Consider the following 16564-nt stretch of genomic DNA (forward strand, 5'->3'; position numbering starts at 1 on the left):
TCGTCATGACCAGACCTGTATGGATTCGCCATGCCAGTCAGCTTGCTACGCTGGCTGGCGGCTCCGCCGCGCCGGTCACGGGAGCGCGGATGAACGAGCTGTCGATCATCGAGGATGGCAGCGTCTGGCTGGAAAACGGCCGGATCGCACGAGTAGGAACCGATGCTCAGCTGGCGGAAGCGTACCGCGATCGGGCAGGGGAAGCCGAAATCATCGACGCTTCCGGACGGCTCGTCACGCCGGGCCTGATCGATCCCCACACCCATCTGGTGCACGCCGGAACGCGGCAAAACGAATTTAACATGCGGCTGCAAGGTGCGACCTACATGGAAATCATGAACAGCGGCGGCGGCATCCACGCCACGACGGCCGCGACGAGGGCGGCGTCACACGAGCAGCTGTTCGCCGAGAGCAAGCGGCGGCTCGACCTGTTTCTTTTGCACGGGGTCACGACGGTCGAGGCGAAGAGCGGCTACGGCCTGACGCTGGCAGACGAGATCAAGCAGCTGGAAGTGGCGAAAGCCTTGCATGAACAGCACCCGGTCGATCTGGTCAGCACCTTTATGGGGGCGCATGCCGTTCCGAAAGAATATCGGGACGACCCGGATGCATTCGTCGATCTGGTCATCCGCGAGATGATCCCGGAAGTTGCCCGCCGCAAGCTCGCCGAATTCAACGATGTGTTCTGCGAGCGGGGCGTCTTTACCCCCGAGCAGTCGCGGCGCATTCTGGAAGCGGGTATCGCCCACGGTCTGCTGCCGAAAATTCACGCGGACGAAATCGAGCCGTACGAAGGAGCGGAGATGGCTGCCGCGATCGGGGCTGTGTCTGCCGACCATTTGCTGCGGGCATCGGACGAGGGCATCCAGCGCATGGCAGAAGCGGGTGTCATCGCAGTCCTTTTGCCTGGCACTGCCTTTTTCCTGATGGCTGAATCGGCGAACGGGCGCAAGATGATTGACGCCGGGGTAGCTGTCGCGATTTCCACAGACTGCAATCCGGGCTCGTCGCCTACGGTCTCCATGCCGCTCATCATGAACCTTGGCTGCCTGAAAATGGGGATGACGCCGGCAGAAGTGCTCACCGCAGCGACGATCAACGCGGCGCACGCCATCCGGCGGGCGCACGAGATCGGCAGCATCGAGGAGGGCAAGCAGGCGGACATCACGATCTTTGATGTGCCGGATTTCATAACCTTGCAATACCGCTACGGCGTGAACCATGTGCACACGGTGATCAAGAAGGGCGCCGTCGTCGTTTCGGGAGGGGCATTGGTGTGAAAAACAGCTATCCGTATCCGCTCCTGAAACCCCCGAGCTTCGCCTGGGACAGAAGCGCCGCACCCGCAGAGCCGAAAGTAAGCGAATGGATCGAGACGCTGGAGCCGGGGTGTGCGCAGCAGACGGACTGGCCGACAGTTGACGTGACCATCCTGGGCGTCCCGCTTTCCCGCTCGTCCATCTCGGCTTCCGCTGCCAGCGAAAATCCGGATGCGCTGCGCCGGGCGTGGAAGTATTTCACGACCTACAATCTGGATTACGATGTGGACCTCTCCGAGCTGCGCGTCGTCGATCTGGGCGACGTGCGGCAGCATGTCACGGACATCTCCCGGTGCCACCGCAATATCCGGGAAGCCATGCACGCCATGCGCGTCCATCATCCGCACGCGCTGCCGATGATGATGGGCGGCGATCATTCGATTACCGCCATGCTCGTCAAAGGCTACAAAGACGCGCATCCAGGCGAGCGCATCGGCATTTTGCAGCTCGACACGCACTTCGACCTGCGCGATCTGGCGGACAACGGGCCTTCCAACGGGACGCCGATCCGCAACCTGATCGAAAGCGGCACGATCAAAGGCGAGAATGTCCACAACATCGGGCTGCACGGATTTTTCAACGCCCGCTCGCTCAAGGCGTATGCGGACGAGGCGAAAGTACGATACACGACTTTGCGGGAGGCGCGCAGGCGAGGCGTCGCCCAAACGGTCCGGGAAGCCTTGCAGACGCTTGGCAGACAGGTAGATACGATCTATTTGACGGTCGATATGGATGTGCTCGACATCAGCTGCGGCCCCGGCGTCCCTGCTTCGACGCCAGGGGGGATGACCAGCGCTGAACTGTTTGACGCGGTGTTTGAAGCCGGGCTGTGCCCGAAGGTGAAGGCGATGGATCTCGTCTGCCTGGACCCGTTCAAGGATCGCGGGGAGGCGACGGTCAAAACGGCTGTGCATGTGATGCTGTCGTTTTTGACGGGGTATCGGATGCGGGACAAGTAAACGGGCAGGTGCGGGCGTCGGTGTTTGGCAGACGCCCCGCCCAAAGTTTTGGAAAGCGCGCATGACCGCGCATGCGAACGGCGAAACCGCGGCAGCCTGCTGCGACTTGCTTCCATAAGTGGGGAAAAGGAACCTGCCTATGATGGAACGGCAGGGAAATCATGCGTCCGATGCGAATAGTATTCGGGCGCGATCCTGTCCATCGGCGCAAGTACGAAAGGAAACAACAGGGAAAGCAGGTGTGCTATGGAGGCGGGTTTCTTGACCGTTTTGTCCATCGGCTTCGTCTTCGGCATCAAGCACGCGATGGAGCCAGACCACGTCATCGCCGTATCTACGATCGCCAGCCATACGAAAAAGCTCGGCAAGGCGTCTTTGGCCGGCATTTTCTGGGGCAGCGGCCATACGCTGACGCTCCTGGTCGTGGGGATGATGCTGATATTCATGAAAGGCGCCATTCCAACGACATGGGCCATGTCGTTGGAATTCGTCGTAGGAGTGATGCTCGTCTACCTTGGGTGTACCAGTATCATGCAAAGCCGCGATCACGGCAGCTATTCGCACGGCCACTGGCATTCCTCCGATCTGGAGCCGGCAGCCTCGCACGAGCGGAGCCGGACGTCTTTCATCAGGTCGGCGGTGATCGGCATGGTGCACGGGCTGGCAGGGAGCGCGGCGATGGTGCTGCTGACGATGTCGACCGTACAGTCAGAATGGGAAGGGCTTCTCTACATCCTGGTGTTCGGAGCCGGGACGATTGTAGGGATGCTGCTGTGTACGACGGTTATCGGCATTCCGTTTGTGCTAAGTGCTCGGAACATCCGTCTGAACTCGGCGCTGACACGGCTCACCGGACTCATCAGCATCGCCTTCGGGTGTTATTACATGTACAATCTGGGAATTACGGAAGGACTGTTCGAGCTGTGGCGGCAGGCAGTCTGACGGTCCCGGGATGCAAAAGCAGCGGGTTTCAATGGGGAATCCGCCGCTTTTTTGTCGTTTTTACGGACAGGTCGTCAGCAGTCTCATTCTCAGGGGGTGCACTCTTGCTAGAAATCACTGGAACATTGTACGATGACTGTATCATGCATCCCATCTACCCTGAGGTGACATCCGATGAACGATCCCATCCATGTGCAATTGAAGGAACAGATCAAATCACTCATTTCCGGGGGGCTATATCGGCACTGTGAGAAATTGCCCAGTGTACGAGAGCTGGCCGGTTTTTTGCGGATGAACCGGATGACGGTCCAAAAAGCGTATGCGGAGCTGGAGCAGGATGGGTACGTGGAGTGCCGATCAGGCAGGGGAGTATTGTGGATGCTTGCAGGTTACGATGGAAAAGACCTTTCATGACGGAAAAAGAGAGGTGTTCAATATGTTCGGATTCGGAATATTCCGGGAAGTCATCACCGAAGAGGCTAAGCTGCGGGAGTTGTTCGGGGAACCAAGCCGCCTCGTGCAGAGCAAGTCAATCGACCATTTGGACCCGCATTGCCGCGACTTCATTGCCAGATCGCCGTTTCTCGTCCTCGCGACAGCAGATGCGGATGGCAACTGTGACGCCTCCCCCCGGGGAGATGCTCCCGGCTTCGTCCACGTAATCGACGAGCGGCACCTGGTCATTCCGGAGCGCCCCGGCAACAAACGCATGGATTCCATGCGCAACCTGCTGTCCAACCCGCATGTTGGACTGATTTTCATCATCCCCACCCTCGAGGAGACGCTGCGGATCAACGGGCGAGCCTGCATCATCCAGGACAAGGAACTGCTGGAGAAAATGGCCGTGAACGGAAAAGTGCCAACCGTCGGAATCGGGGTGCAGGTAGAGGAATGCTACGTGCATTGCGCGAAAGCCTTTATTCGCTCCGGGCTATGGAAGCCAGAGAAATGGCCGCCGCAGGAAGCCATCCCGAACATCGCGCAAATGGTGGCCGATCATGTGAAGCTGCCGGGGATGACGGCAACGGACATCGCTGCCGGGTTGAAGGACAGCTATACGAATCGTTTGTACTGATCGGGCAGACCATGTTGCCGAAATCCCCCTTTTTTTGGAAAACGGGTTGTGATATACTTACTTATTGTAAGTACATAATGATAGCGAGTGACGGGAGGAGATCGGATGGCAACGAATATTGCAGATGGCACGGTTTTGAACAACGGGGTCAAAATGCCCTGGCTGGGATTGGGTGTCTGGAAGGTAAAAGACGGGAGTGAAGTATCCCTTTCTGTCCGCACCGCCATCGAAGCGGGATACCGCAGTATCGACACGGCAGCTGTCTATGGCAACGAGGCGGGTGTCGGTGAAGGCATCCGTCAAGCTGGCATTGATCGGGACCAGCTCTTTATCACCACGAAGGTGTGGAATGCGGATCAAGGATACGAGTCTACGCTCAAAGCTTTTGACGAAAGCATGAAGCGGCTCGGTCTGGACACGCTCGACCTGTACCTGATCCACTGGCCGGTCAAAGGTAAGTACGTGGAAACGTGGAGGGCGATGGAAAAGCTGTATCGGGACGGATATGTACGCGCGATCGGTGTCAGTAATTTCCATATCCACCATCTGGAAGACTTGCGTCAAAACAGCGAGGTCACGCCAGTGGTCAACCAGGTGGAATTCCATCCGCTGCTCACCCAAAAGGAGCTGCTCGGCTACTGCAAGGAGCATCGCATCCAGATGGAAGCGTGGAGTCCGCTGATGCAAGGAAATCTCGACCACCCGCTGCTGGTGGAGCTGGCACAAAAATACGGGAAAACGCCGGCGCAGATTGTCATTCGCTGGGATCTGGAAAAGCAGGTCGTGACCATTCCGAAATCGATCACGCCAGCGCGAATTCGGCAGAATGCAGAAGTCTTTGACTTTACGCTAAGTGCGGAAGATGTAGAAAAAATCGACGCCCTTAATGAGAACAGGCGCTTCGGGCCTGACCCTGACAACTTCAATTTCTGATGGACAATAGGCAAAAAGAAAGGGAGCTGTGGAAAGCGGCTTCCCTTTTTTCGTATCTGCTGGCTTCGATCCTCCCCACTTTTCCGCCGGTTCGCGCGGAGGACATCGGGGAGGCCGGGACAAAATGTCGACATTTTCGCTCTTTACTATGCACATTTTTTTCGTATACTGAAAAGTAGCATCTTAGTTTCATCAGATGAAACGTACGGAACCAAGAAGGAAGCAGGTGTAATGTAAGATGGAAGAACAAAAAGCAAACGTGCGGTCGGTGGAACGGGCTCTGGACATTTTGCTCTGCTTTACAGACGCGACCGATCTGGGCTTGAGCGAAATCTCCAGCCGACTCTCCTTGCATAAAAGCACCGTGCACCGTTTGCTGGCAACGTTGGAAAACAAAGGCTTCCTCATTCGCGATGTCCAGACGGAAAAATATCGCCTCGGCTTTCGCATCTGGGAACTGTCAGCCAATCTGACGCACAATGACGACCCGGCCACGATGTTGCTGCCGGAGATGGAGCGGCTGCGCGATCTGGTGGAGGAGACCATCAGCCTGTACGTGCGCGACGGCAACGAGCGTATCCGCATACAGGCCGTGCAAAGCAAGCAGCCGATCCGCAGAGTCGCGCCGATCGGGGCGCGCATGCCGCTGACGGTCGGCGCTTCCAGCAAGGTGCTGGTGGCGTACGCAGAGGAATCGGTGGCCAGGGAAGTTCTGGACGATCCGGACTGGCCGGATTTTGTGAGCAGGGAGTCGTATATCGAGCAGCTGGAGCAGATCAGGCAGCAAGGCTATGCGACGAGTGTGGAAGAGCGGGAGCTAGGCACAGCGGCAGTAGCGGCCCCGATCTTTAACCGGAACGGACAACTGGTCGCCTCCATCGCGGCATCGGGACCGTCAAACCGGCTGACGCCGGAAAAGATGCGGCAATACGCTCCTTACATCATGGAAGCGGCTTACCGCATGGGAAAAATGATGAAATGAAAAAATGGCCAACACGAGCCTAGGTGCATCGTCGTGTTGGCTTTTTTGCGCGAAAAATCTTCTGTAGCTGGAGACAAAGGCAGCGCCAGGTACGCTGACCGGATTTACAGTCCCCGGTTATATTCGTCCTGCAAAATGGCCCAAAACGGTTTGACCGCCTCATCGGCGAGGAACCGCATCCCGCGCTCTTTGACGTAGCGGCACATTTCCTGATAGTAGTCAGGATTGCTCAACTTTGCGTACTGGAACGCGATGTCGCGGGCATCCTCCACGAACAGCGGATAATTCGCCCCGAGCAGCGCGATGTTGCCCACCGTCCGGGTCGTCAGCACGGGGACGCCGAGACCCATGCATTCCAGGATGCGGGACAGGTAAGAGTGGGAAGGATTGCGGTCCTGCGTGTTGTCGTACAGGAGGGCGAGCCCGATGCCGCTCTGGACGATCATTTCTTTTGTTTCCCACATCGACTTTTGCCCGTGATCGACTACGCCTGGGGTGCGCAGCAGCTTTTTTGCCTGCTTCCGGTATTTCCCGACGATAGACGGGTAGAGCACGCGTAGCTTTGCCTGCGGAAACTCTTTGCGGATGAGCTTGATCGCTTTTACGGCAACGGGAAGTCCGTAGCGAGGGCGAATGACGCCAGCCTGAATCAGGTGGAGAGGATCGTTGCTGGAGCGGGCAGGCGAGTGGCCGGACAGCGGCTCGACGAACTGCGGGAGTACCTGGATTTTCCGGGCCAGCTCCTGAGCAGAGTAAGTCCCTTTTTGCAGCTGGTACATGCGGTATCGCTCGGCATTCGGCTCCGTCTGGAAAAACACCACCCGCGCATGGCGAAACACGTAGTTGAGCCTGCGCATGATGTAAGGATCGTGCAGGTTGTACTGGACGGCGAGATACAGGAGCTTGGAGCCAAGGGAGCGCTTCATGCGCAGCAGCTTGACGGCTTCGTTGCGCCCGCGGATGAAGATGAAGTCGTACGGCCGCCGCCGATCCCGCCGGATGATTTCCTCCAGCGGCTGATCTGCCTGGTGAAACCGGATATGGCGAAAGGTGAAGCCCCCCGTCCCGTCGCGAAACCGGAACGGCAGCACACACTCGAACGAATAGCGCTCCCGCTCGCCCGGCGGCAGCTGCGCCAGCTTGCGATCCAGCGCGCGCAGCAAAATGAAAAACTGGAGGACGTTCCCCTTTGGCTTGAATTCGATGAGATTGCAGTAGAAACAGACTCTCACGTGCGTCTCTCCTTTGCGAGCTTCTTCACTATGGTATTGGGAAGGAGGGCGATTGGCTACCAAAACAGGAAAATCGGGAGCGAAACTCGGGCAGGGTGCTCCGAAAGCCTGCATACGAGTGAGATAAAGTTCCAATATTGAAAGAATCGGGATTGACGTGGATACTGAAGAAAAAGAAAAGAGTTCGCCAAAGGAGTGGGAGCAGTGGGGAAAGCGAAGGCATGGTGGTTGCTGGTCTTTTGCAACCTGTTTTGGGCAGGCAATTACGTATTTGGCAAGTATGTCGTCACGGTGATGACTCCGCTTTGGCTGACGTTCGCAAGGTGGGTATTGGCCCTGATTTTCCTGATTCCGCTGGCAGTCGTCCTGGAGAAGCCCGACTGGCGGCAGGTGGCAAAGGCTTGGCTGCCGCTCTCCTTCATGGGATTACTCGGGGTCGTTGGTTACAACATCTTTTTGTACTCGTCGCTGAAGTATACTTCTGCTACCAATGCCGCGCTTGTGACGGCGCTCAACCCCGGGGTCATCGTGCTGTTTTCCCTGCTCTTCTTGCGGGAAAAGGTGTCCGGCATCCAGGCGTCCGGTTTTCTCGTGTCCCTGTTCGGCGTCTTGGTCATTTTGACGCAGGGCAGCGTCTGGCGTGTATTTCAGACGCAGTACAATCAGGGGGATTTGCTCGTGCTGCTGTGCGTGCTGGTGTGGACCCTGTATTCCATCATCGGCAAAAAGCTCGAGGGAGTGCCTCCGGTAACCGCTACGGCGGCATCAACGGTGCTCGCTGCGCTGATGATGCTTCCTTTTGCCGCAGCAGAGGGGATTGACTTCTCCGCCATCAGTCCGCTGGCATGGAGCGGGATTATTTACATGGTCCTGTTTCCGTCGATTTGCTCGTTTGTGTTCTGGAATGTATCCGTGCGGGTGGTGGGAGCGAGCCAGGCAGGTATTACCTTGAACTTGATTCCCGTGTTCACGGCGCTGATCAGCATCATGCTGGGCGAGAACATTACAGCGGCACAGCTTTGGGGCGGTCTGCTCGTCTTTCTCGGCGTCACGCTCGCCTCGGGGATGGTCGATCAGCAGTGGAGACGGAGAAAGCAAGCGGCTGCGGAACTGGCGGAAAAATAGACGGCAAGCCAGAAGGAAAAAAGGCAGCTCATCACAAGGAGGGATGGCTGCCTTTTTGCTGTGGACAAGAACGGATCAGAATCGCTCTCGTCAAACATAAGTAAGACGAAGAAGGCTTCGCCATCAGTGGCGAAGCCTTCGTTTTGCTACTTGGGTGGGTGCTGTAGCGAACGTATTTGTGATAGTGCCTTACGCGTTAACCGGTTTGCTTTCGTCCAGCAGCTGACGCAGAACGGTTTGCAGAATACCGCCGTTGCGATAGTAGTCTACGTCGACCATGGAGTCCAGACGAACGATTACGTCAAAGTCGAAGCTGCTGCCGTCTTGGCGGGTAGCCGTTACTTTTACGCGCTGACCAGGTTGAACATCGTCGGACAGACCTGCGATGCTGAAGGTCTCAGTGCCTTCGATGCCCAAGGACTTCCAGCTTTGACCGTCAGCGAATTGCAGAGGCAGAACGCCCATACCTACGAGGTTCGCACGGTGGATACGCTCGAAGCTTTCTGCGATGACAGCTTTGATGCCGAGCAGGAACGTACCTTTTGCAGCCCAGTCACGGGAAGAACCGGTACCGTACTCTTTACCAGCCAGAACAACGAGTGGAGTGCCGTCTGCTTGATACTTCATGGAAGCATCGTAGATGGACATGATCTCGCCGGTTGGCAAGTATTTGGTTACGCCGCCCTCTGTGCCAGGAGCCACTTGGTTGCGGATGCGGATGTTCGCGAACGTACCGCGCATCATGACATCGTGGCTGCCGCGGCGAGCGCCGTAGGAGTTGAAGTCTTTGCGTTCTACGCCATTCGCTTGCAGATAGAGACCTGCAGGGCTGGTTGGCGAGATGTTACCTGCCGGGGAGATGTGGTCAGTCGTCACGGAGTCACCGAACAGAGCGATTGGGCATGCTCCTTTGATGTCTTCGATATGACCGATGTCGCCAGTCAGGTTTTTGAAGAATGGCGGTTCCTGGATGTAGGTGGATTTTTCATCCCACTCGTACAGGTCGCCAGTTGGAACGTCGATTTTGTTCCAGGCTTCGTTTTGCGTAAATACTTGACCGTACTCGGCGCGGAACAGGTCTGGGTTCATTGCTTTGTCCATAGCTGCTGCGATCTCTTGTGGAGTAGGCCAGATGTCTTTCAGGTATACAGGTTGACCGTCTTTGCCAGTACCGATTGGCTCTTTTGTCAGGTCGATGTCCACTGTACCCGCCAATGCGTATGCGATGACGAGCGGAGGAGAAGCGAGGTAGTTCGCTTTTACCTGTGCGTGGATGCGGCCTTCAAAGTTGCGGTTACCGGACAGAACGGCAGCTACCGTCAGATCTTCATCCGCGATCGCTTTGCTGGTTTCCTCTGGCAATGGACCGGAGTTACCGATGCAAGTGGTGCAGCCATAGCCGACGACGTTGAAGCCGATAGCGTCGAGGGAATCGATCAGACCAGCGTCTTTCAGGTATTGCGTAACGACGCGGGAACCTGGAGCCAGGGAGCTTTTCACGTAAGCAGGTTTTTTCAAACCTTTTTCCACTGCTTTTTTCGCCAGGATACCTGCACCCAGCATTACGCTAGGATTGGATGTATTGGTACAGGAAGTGATCGCTGCAATCACGACAGAACCTGTTTTCAACGTAGCTGTTTCACCGTTTGCATAGGTTACCGGTGCAGAAGCTGCGATTTTTTCTTCGGAGAGGCCAAAGCCGCCTTTGTCGATTGGCGTACGCAGGCTGTTGTTGAAGGATTCCTTCATGGCAGTCAGCTCTACGCGGTCTTGCGGGCGTTTTGGACCAGCAAGGCTCGGTACCACAGTGGACAGATCCAGTTCCAGAGTCTCGGAGAAGACAGGGTCTGGCGTATCGTCGGTGCGGAACAGACCTTGTGCTTTGGTGTAAGTTTCCACCAGGGAGATCAGTTCTTCGTCGCGACCGGTTTGACGCAGGTAGTTCAGCGTCTCTGCGTCTACTGGGAAGAAGCCCATCGTAGCGCCGTATTCAGGTGCCATGTTTGCAACAGTTGCGCGGTCAGCCAGCGAGATGTTGGACAGGCCCGGTCCGTAGAACTCCACGAATTTCCCTACTACGCCTTTTTTGCGCAGCATTTGGGTAACAGTCAGAGCGAGGTCGGTTGCAGTCGCTCCAGCACTCAGGGTGCCTGTCAGTTTGAAACCGACAACTTCTGGTGTTACGAAGTACAGAGGTTGGCCGAGCATACCTGCTTCTGCCTCGATACCGCCAACGCCCCAGCCCAGTACGCCAAGACCGTTGATCATGGTGGTGTGGGAGTCGGTACCTACGAGAGAGTCAGGGAATGCTACCAGTTCGCCGTCTACTTCGCGAGTAGCGATAACGGTTGCCAGGTACTCCAGGTTTACCTGGTGAACGATACCAGTTGCCGGAGGAACGGCACGGAAGTTGTCAAAAGCGGTTTGTGCCCAACGCAGGAAACGGTAGCGTTCAGCGTTGCGTTCAAATTCCAGCTTCATGTTGTTTTCCAGAGCCGCAGGGTTTCCGAAATCGTCAACCATGACGGAGTGGTCGATAACGAGGTCAACCGGCACGAGCGGGTTGATTCGTTTCGGATCTCCGCCTGCGCGTTTCATTGCGATACGCATGGCAGCAAGGTCTACAACGGCAGGAACACCGGTGAAGTCTTGCAGGACGATCCGTGCAGGAGAGAGCGGTACTTCCTTGTTCGCATCGCGGCCTTTGGTCCAGTTCGCCAGTTGTTGTACGTGTTCTTTGGTGATGGCGCGTCCGTCGAACTGACGAACAGCTGCTTCGAGCAGGACTTTAATGGAGAACGGCAGTTTGGAAACTTCTCCGATGCCTTGCTCTTCCAACCCTTGCAGGCGATAGTAGGCAAACTTTTTGTTGCCTACTTGAAGGGAAGATTTCACTTTGTAAGCATCTTTGTTAGCCAATGTATACAACCTCCCTAAAGTTTCTTGGGGTTTCGTCAGGTGAAACGCAGTTTCGTTTCTTTATTACGACCCTATTATACTGTATTTGCTTCTTCTCATCTACCCCAAATTCGTCATTTATATACAAAAATCATGCAGAAAAAAGTGAATCACCGATCTCTACAAACAACCTAACCTCTCGTATTATCCCGTTTATATTCCGTTTACATTCATGCGGTATCGTTTCTTTTGCAGGCAGGGAGCCGGACGAAATCGGGATATGGCTTGCTTGCACAGGCAGAAGAAAGTACAACCTTGCCGGCGATTGTTTCGTATATGATAGTAGCTGACAGCCCTTTTGTTCGGGCCTGCCCGGCTGACGAGGCATAGCGCGGCAGCAGAATCACAATTTATGGAAGCAAGGGGTAAGTTATGATGCGATCAAACCAAACCGAACGTGCAAAGGTCAACTGGCGGCCGTTCTTGCAATTAATCAAGGAAACGAAACCGTCCAAGTGGCGGCTGGGCATCGCGCTGTTTTTCAGCATCGCCACGACGCTGGTCAGCCTGCTCGTCCCGCTGTTTACGAGAGACCTCGTGGACAGCTTCACACTTTCCTCCATCAACCGGGGGCAGATTGTACTGCTGGCGGCCGCCTTTATCTCCCAGGCGTTGGCGGGCGGGCTATCCATCTACTTGTTGAATCACGTCGGGCAGAGCATCGTCGCCTCTTTGCGCGATCGGCTGTGGAAAAAGCTGCTCGTCTTGCCCGTCTCCTATTACGACAACCACCCAACCGGGGACGCCATCAGCCGCATGACCAATGACACTGGCGTGGTCAAAGGGCTGATTTCCGAGCATTTGTCCAACTTTTTTACGGGCGTGATCGCCATCATCGGCTCTATCGCGACGCTGCTTTACCTCGACTGGCAAATGACGCTGGTGATGCTCGTGGCCGTTCCGCTTTCGTTTTTCATCCTGTTTCCGCTGGGGCGTCAGATGTACAAAATCTCCAAAGGCTTGCAGGATGAGACCGCGAGCTTTACGACGATCATGAACCAGGTGATCTCGGAAATTCGCCTGGTCAAATCGTCCAATGCAGAGCCGCATGAATACGCGAGCGGCAAAAAGGGAATCGACAATCTTTTCCGTTATGGGCTGCGTGAAGGGAAAGTGCAGGCGATGATCGGTCCCCTGATCTCCTTTGTCATGATGGTGCTGCTGGTCGTCGTCATGGGGTACGGCGGGATGCGCGTCGCGACAGGGGCACTGACGGCTGGTGAACTGGTCGCCTTTATCTTGTACCTCGTCCAGATCGTCATGCCGATGGGACAGTTCACGCAGTTTTTTACCCAACTGCAAAAATCGATGGGGGCTACCGAACGGATCATTGACACGCTGCGGGCAGCCGAAGAAGACCACACATCCGGCGGCGAGCTGGTGAGCGCGAAGCAGCCGATTCACGTGGATCGCGTGAGCTTCTCCTACGACAACGGCGAGCAAATTTTGCAGGATGTGAGCTTTACCGTCGAGCCGGGCAAGGTGACCGCCATCGTCGGACCGAGCGGAAGCGGCAAGACGACGCTCTTTTCCTTGCTCGAGCGGTACTACCTGCCGACGAGTGGAGAGATCCGCCTTGGACATGAGCCGATCCGCGAATTTACGCTGGCATCATGGCGCAGCAAGATCGGCTATGTGTCGCAGGAGAGCCCCCTGATCGCCGGGACGATCCGGGAAAATATTTGCTACGGCCTGAACCGGCCGGTCAGCGACGAGGAACTGCGGCACGCGGCGGCCATGGCCTACGCCGATCAGTTTATCGAGGAATTTCCGGATGGCTACGAGACGCAGGTCGGGGAGCGCGGCGTAAAGCTATCCGGCGGGCAGCGCCAGCGCATCGGCATCGCCCGCGCACTGCTGCGCGATCCGGAAATTCTCATGCTCGACGAAGCGACCTCAAGTCTGGACAGCAAATCGGAATGGGTTGTCCAGCAGGCTCTCGCTAATCTAATGAAGGGACGCACCACGCTCGTCATTGCTCATCGGCTGTCGACCGTCGTGGATGCCGACCAGATTTTGTTCCTGGAGAAAGGGAAGATCACCGGACGGGGCACGCATGAAGAGTTGTTCGCGGCGCATGCGATGTACCGGGAATTTGCGACCCAGCAGCTGCGGGTAAAAGAAAGGGTGTAGATGATGACCAGATTGATGGTAGTAGACGATGACCCGCATATTCGGGAGCTGGTCCGCATCTTTTTGCAGCGGGAAGGCTTCGAGGTCGTGGAGGCAGAGGACGGGAGAGAGGCGCTGTGCAAAATGGAGAGCGCTCCTGCCGATCTGGTCATCCTCGACATCATGATGCCGAATATGGACGGCTGGAATCTGTGCCGCGAGCTGCGCAGCCTGTACGACATTCCGCTGCTCATGCTGACGGCAAAGGGCGAAACGGCGCAAAAAATAAAAGGCTTCGAGCTGGGCGCAGACGACTATCTGGTCAAGCCGTTCGAGCCGGCAGAGCTGGTGGTGCGGGCCAAGGCTTTGCTGAAGCGGTACCGCATCGCCGCCTCCCAAATCGTGCAGGTCGGCCGCCTGAAGCTCGACCGCAAGACCTTCGTCATTACCGGCGACAGCAAGCTGATCACGATTCCGCCCAAAGAGTTCGAGCTGCTGTTCAAGCTGGCCAGCTACTCGGGCAGGACGCTTTCGCGGGAGCAGCTGATCGAGCAGATCTGGGGCTACGATTTTGAAGGCAACGAGCGCACGCTAGACGTCCACATCAACCGGCTGCGGGAGCGGTTTCCCGCCGAGGAATACGGTTTTTGCATCCGCACGATCCGCGGACTTGGCTATCGGCTGGAGGTATCGCCATGAGAGGAGAGCGGCAAAAAAGGAACATTCTCATCAGGCTGATCGGCCTCCTTGCCTTTTTGGGGCTGCTGACCCTTTGCTGGTCGGCAGCTTATTGGATGACCTCGTCTGCCTTCCCCAAAATGTGGCCGGATATGTCGGAGTTTGCCCGGTGGTTGACAACCTGCCTGCTCGGATTTTTTCTCTTCTTCGCCTTAATGTTCCTTATATCCACGATCTTCCCCCGGAGGCACCGCGAGCTGTTTCAGATACTCCTGGATGCTTTTCGCCGAATCGCAAAGGGAGATTTTAACGTCAAACTGGATGTGAATCTGGATCGTCATTGGGGAGAGCTGGTGCAGGGGATCAATCATATGGCGGTGCAACTGAGGGAAATGGAGCAGCTGCGGCAGGAGTTCATCTCCAACGTCTCGCATGAAATCCAGTCGCCCCTGACCTCCATCAGCGGTTTTGCCAGAGCATTGCAAAATGACAACCTAAGCCGCGAAGAGAGGCAGCACTACCTGGAGATCATCGAGATGGAGAGCGAGCGTCTGTCCAAAATCAGCGAAAACCTGCTCAAGCTCACTTCGCTGGAGGGCAAGCATCATCCGATGGAGCGGGTTCCGTACAGCCTCGATCAGCAGCTGCGCGCAGTCGTCCTCGCGTGCGAGCCGCAATGGATGGCAAAGGAGCTGGAGCTGGAGCTCGAGCTGGAACGCGTGACGATCGTCGCGGACCAGGAGATGCTGATGCAGGTGTGGACGAATCTGATCAGCAACAGCATCAAGTTCACCCCGAGTGGTGGTCGGCTGCAGATTCGGCTGCAGGGAGGGGAGCGCGAAGTGGCCGTGCACATCACGGATACGGGGATCGGGATTTCGCCAGCGGATCAGGAGCGTGTATTCGAGCGATTTTTCAAGGCGGACAAGTCGCGCAGCCGGACAGGAGGCGGCAGCGGCCTGGGACTGTCGATCGTGAAAAAAATCGTGGAGCTGCACGAGGGCCGGATCACGTTGCAGAGCGAACTGGGGGCAGGGACGACGTTTACCGTTACCTTGCCGAAGAATGCAGGCGAGGGAGTGGAAGGAAGCAAGCGAGGTTCAAAGCCGATTTCTCCCGCTCGCGCAAAGTGATGGATCAGACAAATGGAGAGAAGCGAAAGAGGCGATCTCGCCGTCGGTTTGTGACGGAGAAGATCGCCTCTTGTGCTTGGGGCTGTGCGGTTATGCCCCGATGTACCTGGCGTGCAGCGTGCGTGCCAGAGTCACGTCATCCGTGCCCTGGACGAGCACCCGGCCGTCCGGGAAGACGACGAAAGTATGCGGATCGACGCGGAAGCGCAGCAAAAACTTGTTGCGCTCCACCTGGCCGAGCGGCGCGAGACGTACCGCCAGCGCGTCCAGGTCGAGGGACATGCGGGCAGCTGGCGAGATTTGCACGGTATCTCGTCCGCACAGCGAGACGGCCTGTCCGTCCTGTGTTTCCGGGTGCAGGAAGGAAAATTCGCGCTGCCCGCAGCACGGACAGTCAGGGCGGCGGGCGTTTGCGACCTTGATCTGCTGGTGGCGGTTGTTCCAGACCTCGAAGTGCTCCAGGTTCGGATTGAGCGCATTGTCAGCGCCGACCAGCAGTTTGAACGCTTCGGTTGCCTGATAGGAGGCGACGATGTGAATGATCGGTCCGATGACGCCAGCCGTGTCGCAGGTCGCCATCTCGCCCGGATTGGGCGCCTCGGGGAACAGGCAGCGCAGGCACGGGGTGCTGCCGGGCCGGATGGCGGTAAAGGTCCCCGTCGCGCTCACCGCACCGCCGTACACCCAGGGGATGCCGTGCTTGACGCAGACGTCGTTGACCAGATAGCGCACCTGGAAGTTGTCGGTCGCATCGAGCACGAGATCGACGTCGGTGAGCAGCTCCTCTGCATTGTACGCCGTCAGATCGGCGACGACAGGCTCGATCGCCACTTCGGAGTTGATGCGGGACAGCTTCGCGTGGGCGGCGATGGCTTTGGGCAAATGCTCGGCGGCGTCTGCTTCATCGTACAACATCTGTCGCTGTAAATTGCTCGGCTCCACGAAATCGCGGTCGATCAACCTGACAAAGCCGACTCCGGCACGGACCATGTGGTTGGAGAGCACGGTTCCAAGCGCCCCCATCCCGACGATGGCGACGCGGCTTTGGCCGAGTTTTTCCTGTCCGCTGCTCCCGATCGGGGCAAACAGGAGTTGGCGGGAATAGCGTGTATCCAC

At 56.9% G+C, this 16564-nt stretch carries 14 protein-coding genes; 11 read left to right on the plus strand and 3 right to left on the minus strand.

What is annotated here, in order from left to right:
- The first annotated feature begins 5 nt into the window (after positions 1-5).
- The 7 genes from hutI to ACFSO0_RS12910 all read left to right on the plus strand — a co-directional run bounded on the left by hutI (position 6) and on the right by ACFSO0_RS12910 (position 6210).
- Positions 6-1280, plus strand: a complete 1275-nt coding sequence (gene hutI, locus ACFSO0_RS12880; RefSeq protein WP_376880856.1) for an imidazolonepropionase — start codon at positions 6-8, stop codon at positions 1278-1280.
- Complete coding sequence (locus tag ACFSO0_RS12885; protein ID WP_376880858.1) at positions 1277-2278, plus strand: agmatinase family protein; 1002 nt, start codon at positions 1277-1279, stop codon at positions 2276-2278. Before hutI ends, ACFSO0_RS12885 begins: the two co-directional genes overlap by 4 nt.
- A 246-nt stretch (positions 2279-2524) precedes the next feature.
- On the plus strand, positions 2525-3220 hold the full coding sequence (locus ACFSO0_RS12890) for an urease accessory protein UreH domain-containing protein (RefSeq protein ID WP_376880860.1): 696 nt from the start codon (positions 2525-2527) through the stop codon (positions 3218-3220).
- A 174-nt stretch (positions 3221-3394) separates the two neighbouring features.
- Positions 3395-3634, plus strand: a complete 240-nt coding sequence (locus ACFSO0_RS12895) for a GntR family transcriptional regulator (protein ID WP_376880863.1) — start codon at positions 3395-3397, stop codon at positions 3632-3634.
- A 22-nt stretch (positions 3635-3656) separates the two neighbouring features.
- A complete protein-coding gene (locus tag ACFSO0_RS12900; RefSeq protein ID WP_376881072.1) occupies positions 3657-4295 on the plus strand; it encodes a pyridoxamine 5'-phosphate oxidase family protein in 639 nt (212 codons plus the stop codon).
- 105 nt (positions 4296-4400) lie between these two features.
- A complete protein-coding gene (locus ACFSO0_RS12905) occupies positions 4401-5228 on the plus strand; it encodes an aldo/keto reductase (protein WP_376880865.1) in 828 nt (275 codons plus the stop codon).
- Between the two features lie 238 nt (positions 5229-5466).
- Positions 5467-6210, plus strand: coding sequence for an IclR family transcriptional regulator (locus ACFSO0_RS12910; protein WP_376880868.1), 744 nt, complete (start codon positions 5467-5469; stop codon positions 6208-6210).
- A gap of 104 nt (positions 6211-6314) precedes the next feature.
- Here ACFSO0_RS12910 and ACFSO0_RS12915 read toward each other — a convergent pair whose 3' ends face one another.
- Positions 6315-7442 (minus strand): glycosyltransferase family protein, encoded by a 1128-nt coding sequence (locus ACFSO0_RS12915; RefSeq protein ID WP_376880871.1) that lies wholly within the window; start codon positions 7440-7442, stop codon positions 6315-6317.
- A 204-nt stretch (positions 7443-7646) separates the two neighbouring features.
- Here ACFSO0_RS12915 and ACFSO0_RS12920 point away from each other — a divergent pair, with 204 nt between their 5' ends.
- The gene (locus ACFSO0_RS12920; RefSeq protein WP_376880874.1) at positions 7647-8567 is read left to right on the plus strand and encodes a DMT family transporter; all 921 of its coding nucleotides are present in this window, start codon (positions 7647-7649) and stop codon (positions 8565-8567) included.
- A gap of 189 nt (positions 8568-8756) precedes the next feature.
- Here the strand turns inward: ACFSO0_RS12920 and acnA are convergent, their stop codons facing one another.
- Complete coding sequence (gene acnA, locus ACFSO0_RS12925; RefSeq protein WP_376880876.1) at positions 8757-11486, minus strand: aconitate hydratase AcnA; 2730 nt, start codon at positions 11484-11486, stop codon at positions 8757-8759.
- A 414-nt stretch (positions 11487-11900) separates the two neighbouring features.
- Between acnA and ACFSO0_RS12930 the strand changes: the two genes are divergently transcribed.
- Genes ACFSO0_RS12930 through ACFSO0_RS12940 form a run of 3 tightly spaced genes read left to right on the plus strand, consistent with a single transcriptional unit; the run spans position 11901 to position 15448 of the window.
- Complete coding sequence (locus tag ACFSO0_RS12930; protein ID WP_376880879.1) at positions 11901-13658, plus strand: ABC transporter ATP-binding protein; 1758 nt, start codon at positions 11901-11903, stop codon at positions 13656-13658.
- A gap of 3 nt (positions 13659-13661) precedes the next feature.
- Positions 13662-14336 carry a response regulator transcription factor gene (locus ACFSO0_RS12935; protein ID WP_376881074.1) on the plus strand — a complete coding sequence of 225 codons (675 nt, stop codon included), beginning with the start codon at positions 13662-13664 and terminating at the stop codon, positions 14334-14336.
- On the plus strand, positions 14333-15448 hold the full coding sequence (locus ACFSO0_RS12940; protein WP_376880881.1) for a sensor histidine kinase: 1116 nt from the start codon (positions 14333-14335) through the stop codon (positions 15446-15448). Before ACFSO0_RS12935 ends, ACFSO0_RS12940 begins: the two co-directional genes overlap by 4 nt.
- A gap of 90 nt (positions 15449-15538) precedes the next feature.
- Here the strand turns inward: ACFSO0_RS12940 and ACFSO0_RS12945 are convergent, their stop codons facing one another.
- Positions 15539-16564, minus strand: coding sequence for a ThiF family adenylyltransferase (locus ACFSO0_RS12945; protein ID WP_376880884.1), 1026 nt, complete (start codon positions 16562-16564; stop codon positions 15539-15541).

This window comes from Brevibacillus sp. GCM10020057 (genome assembly GCF_042683565.1).
Classification (GTDB): Bacteria; Bacillota; Bacilli; order Brevibacillales; family Brevibacillaceae; genus Brevibacillus.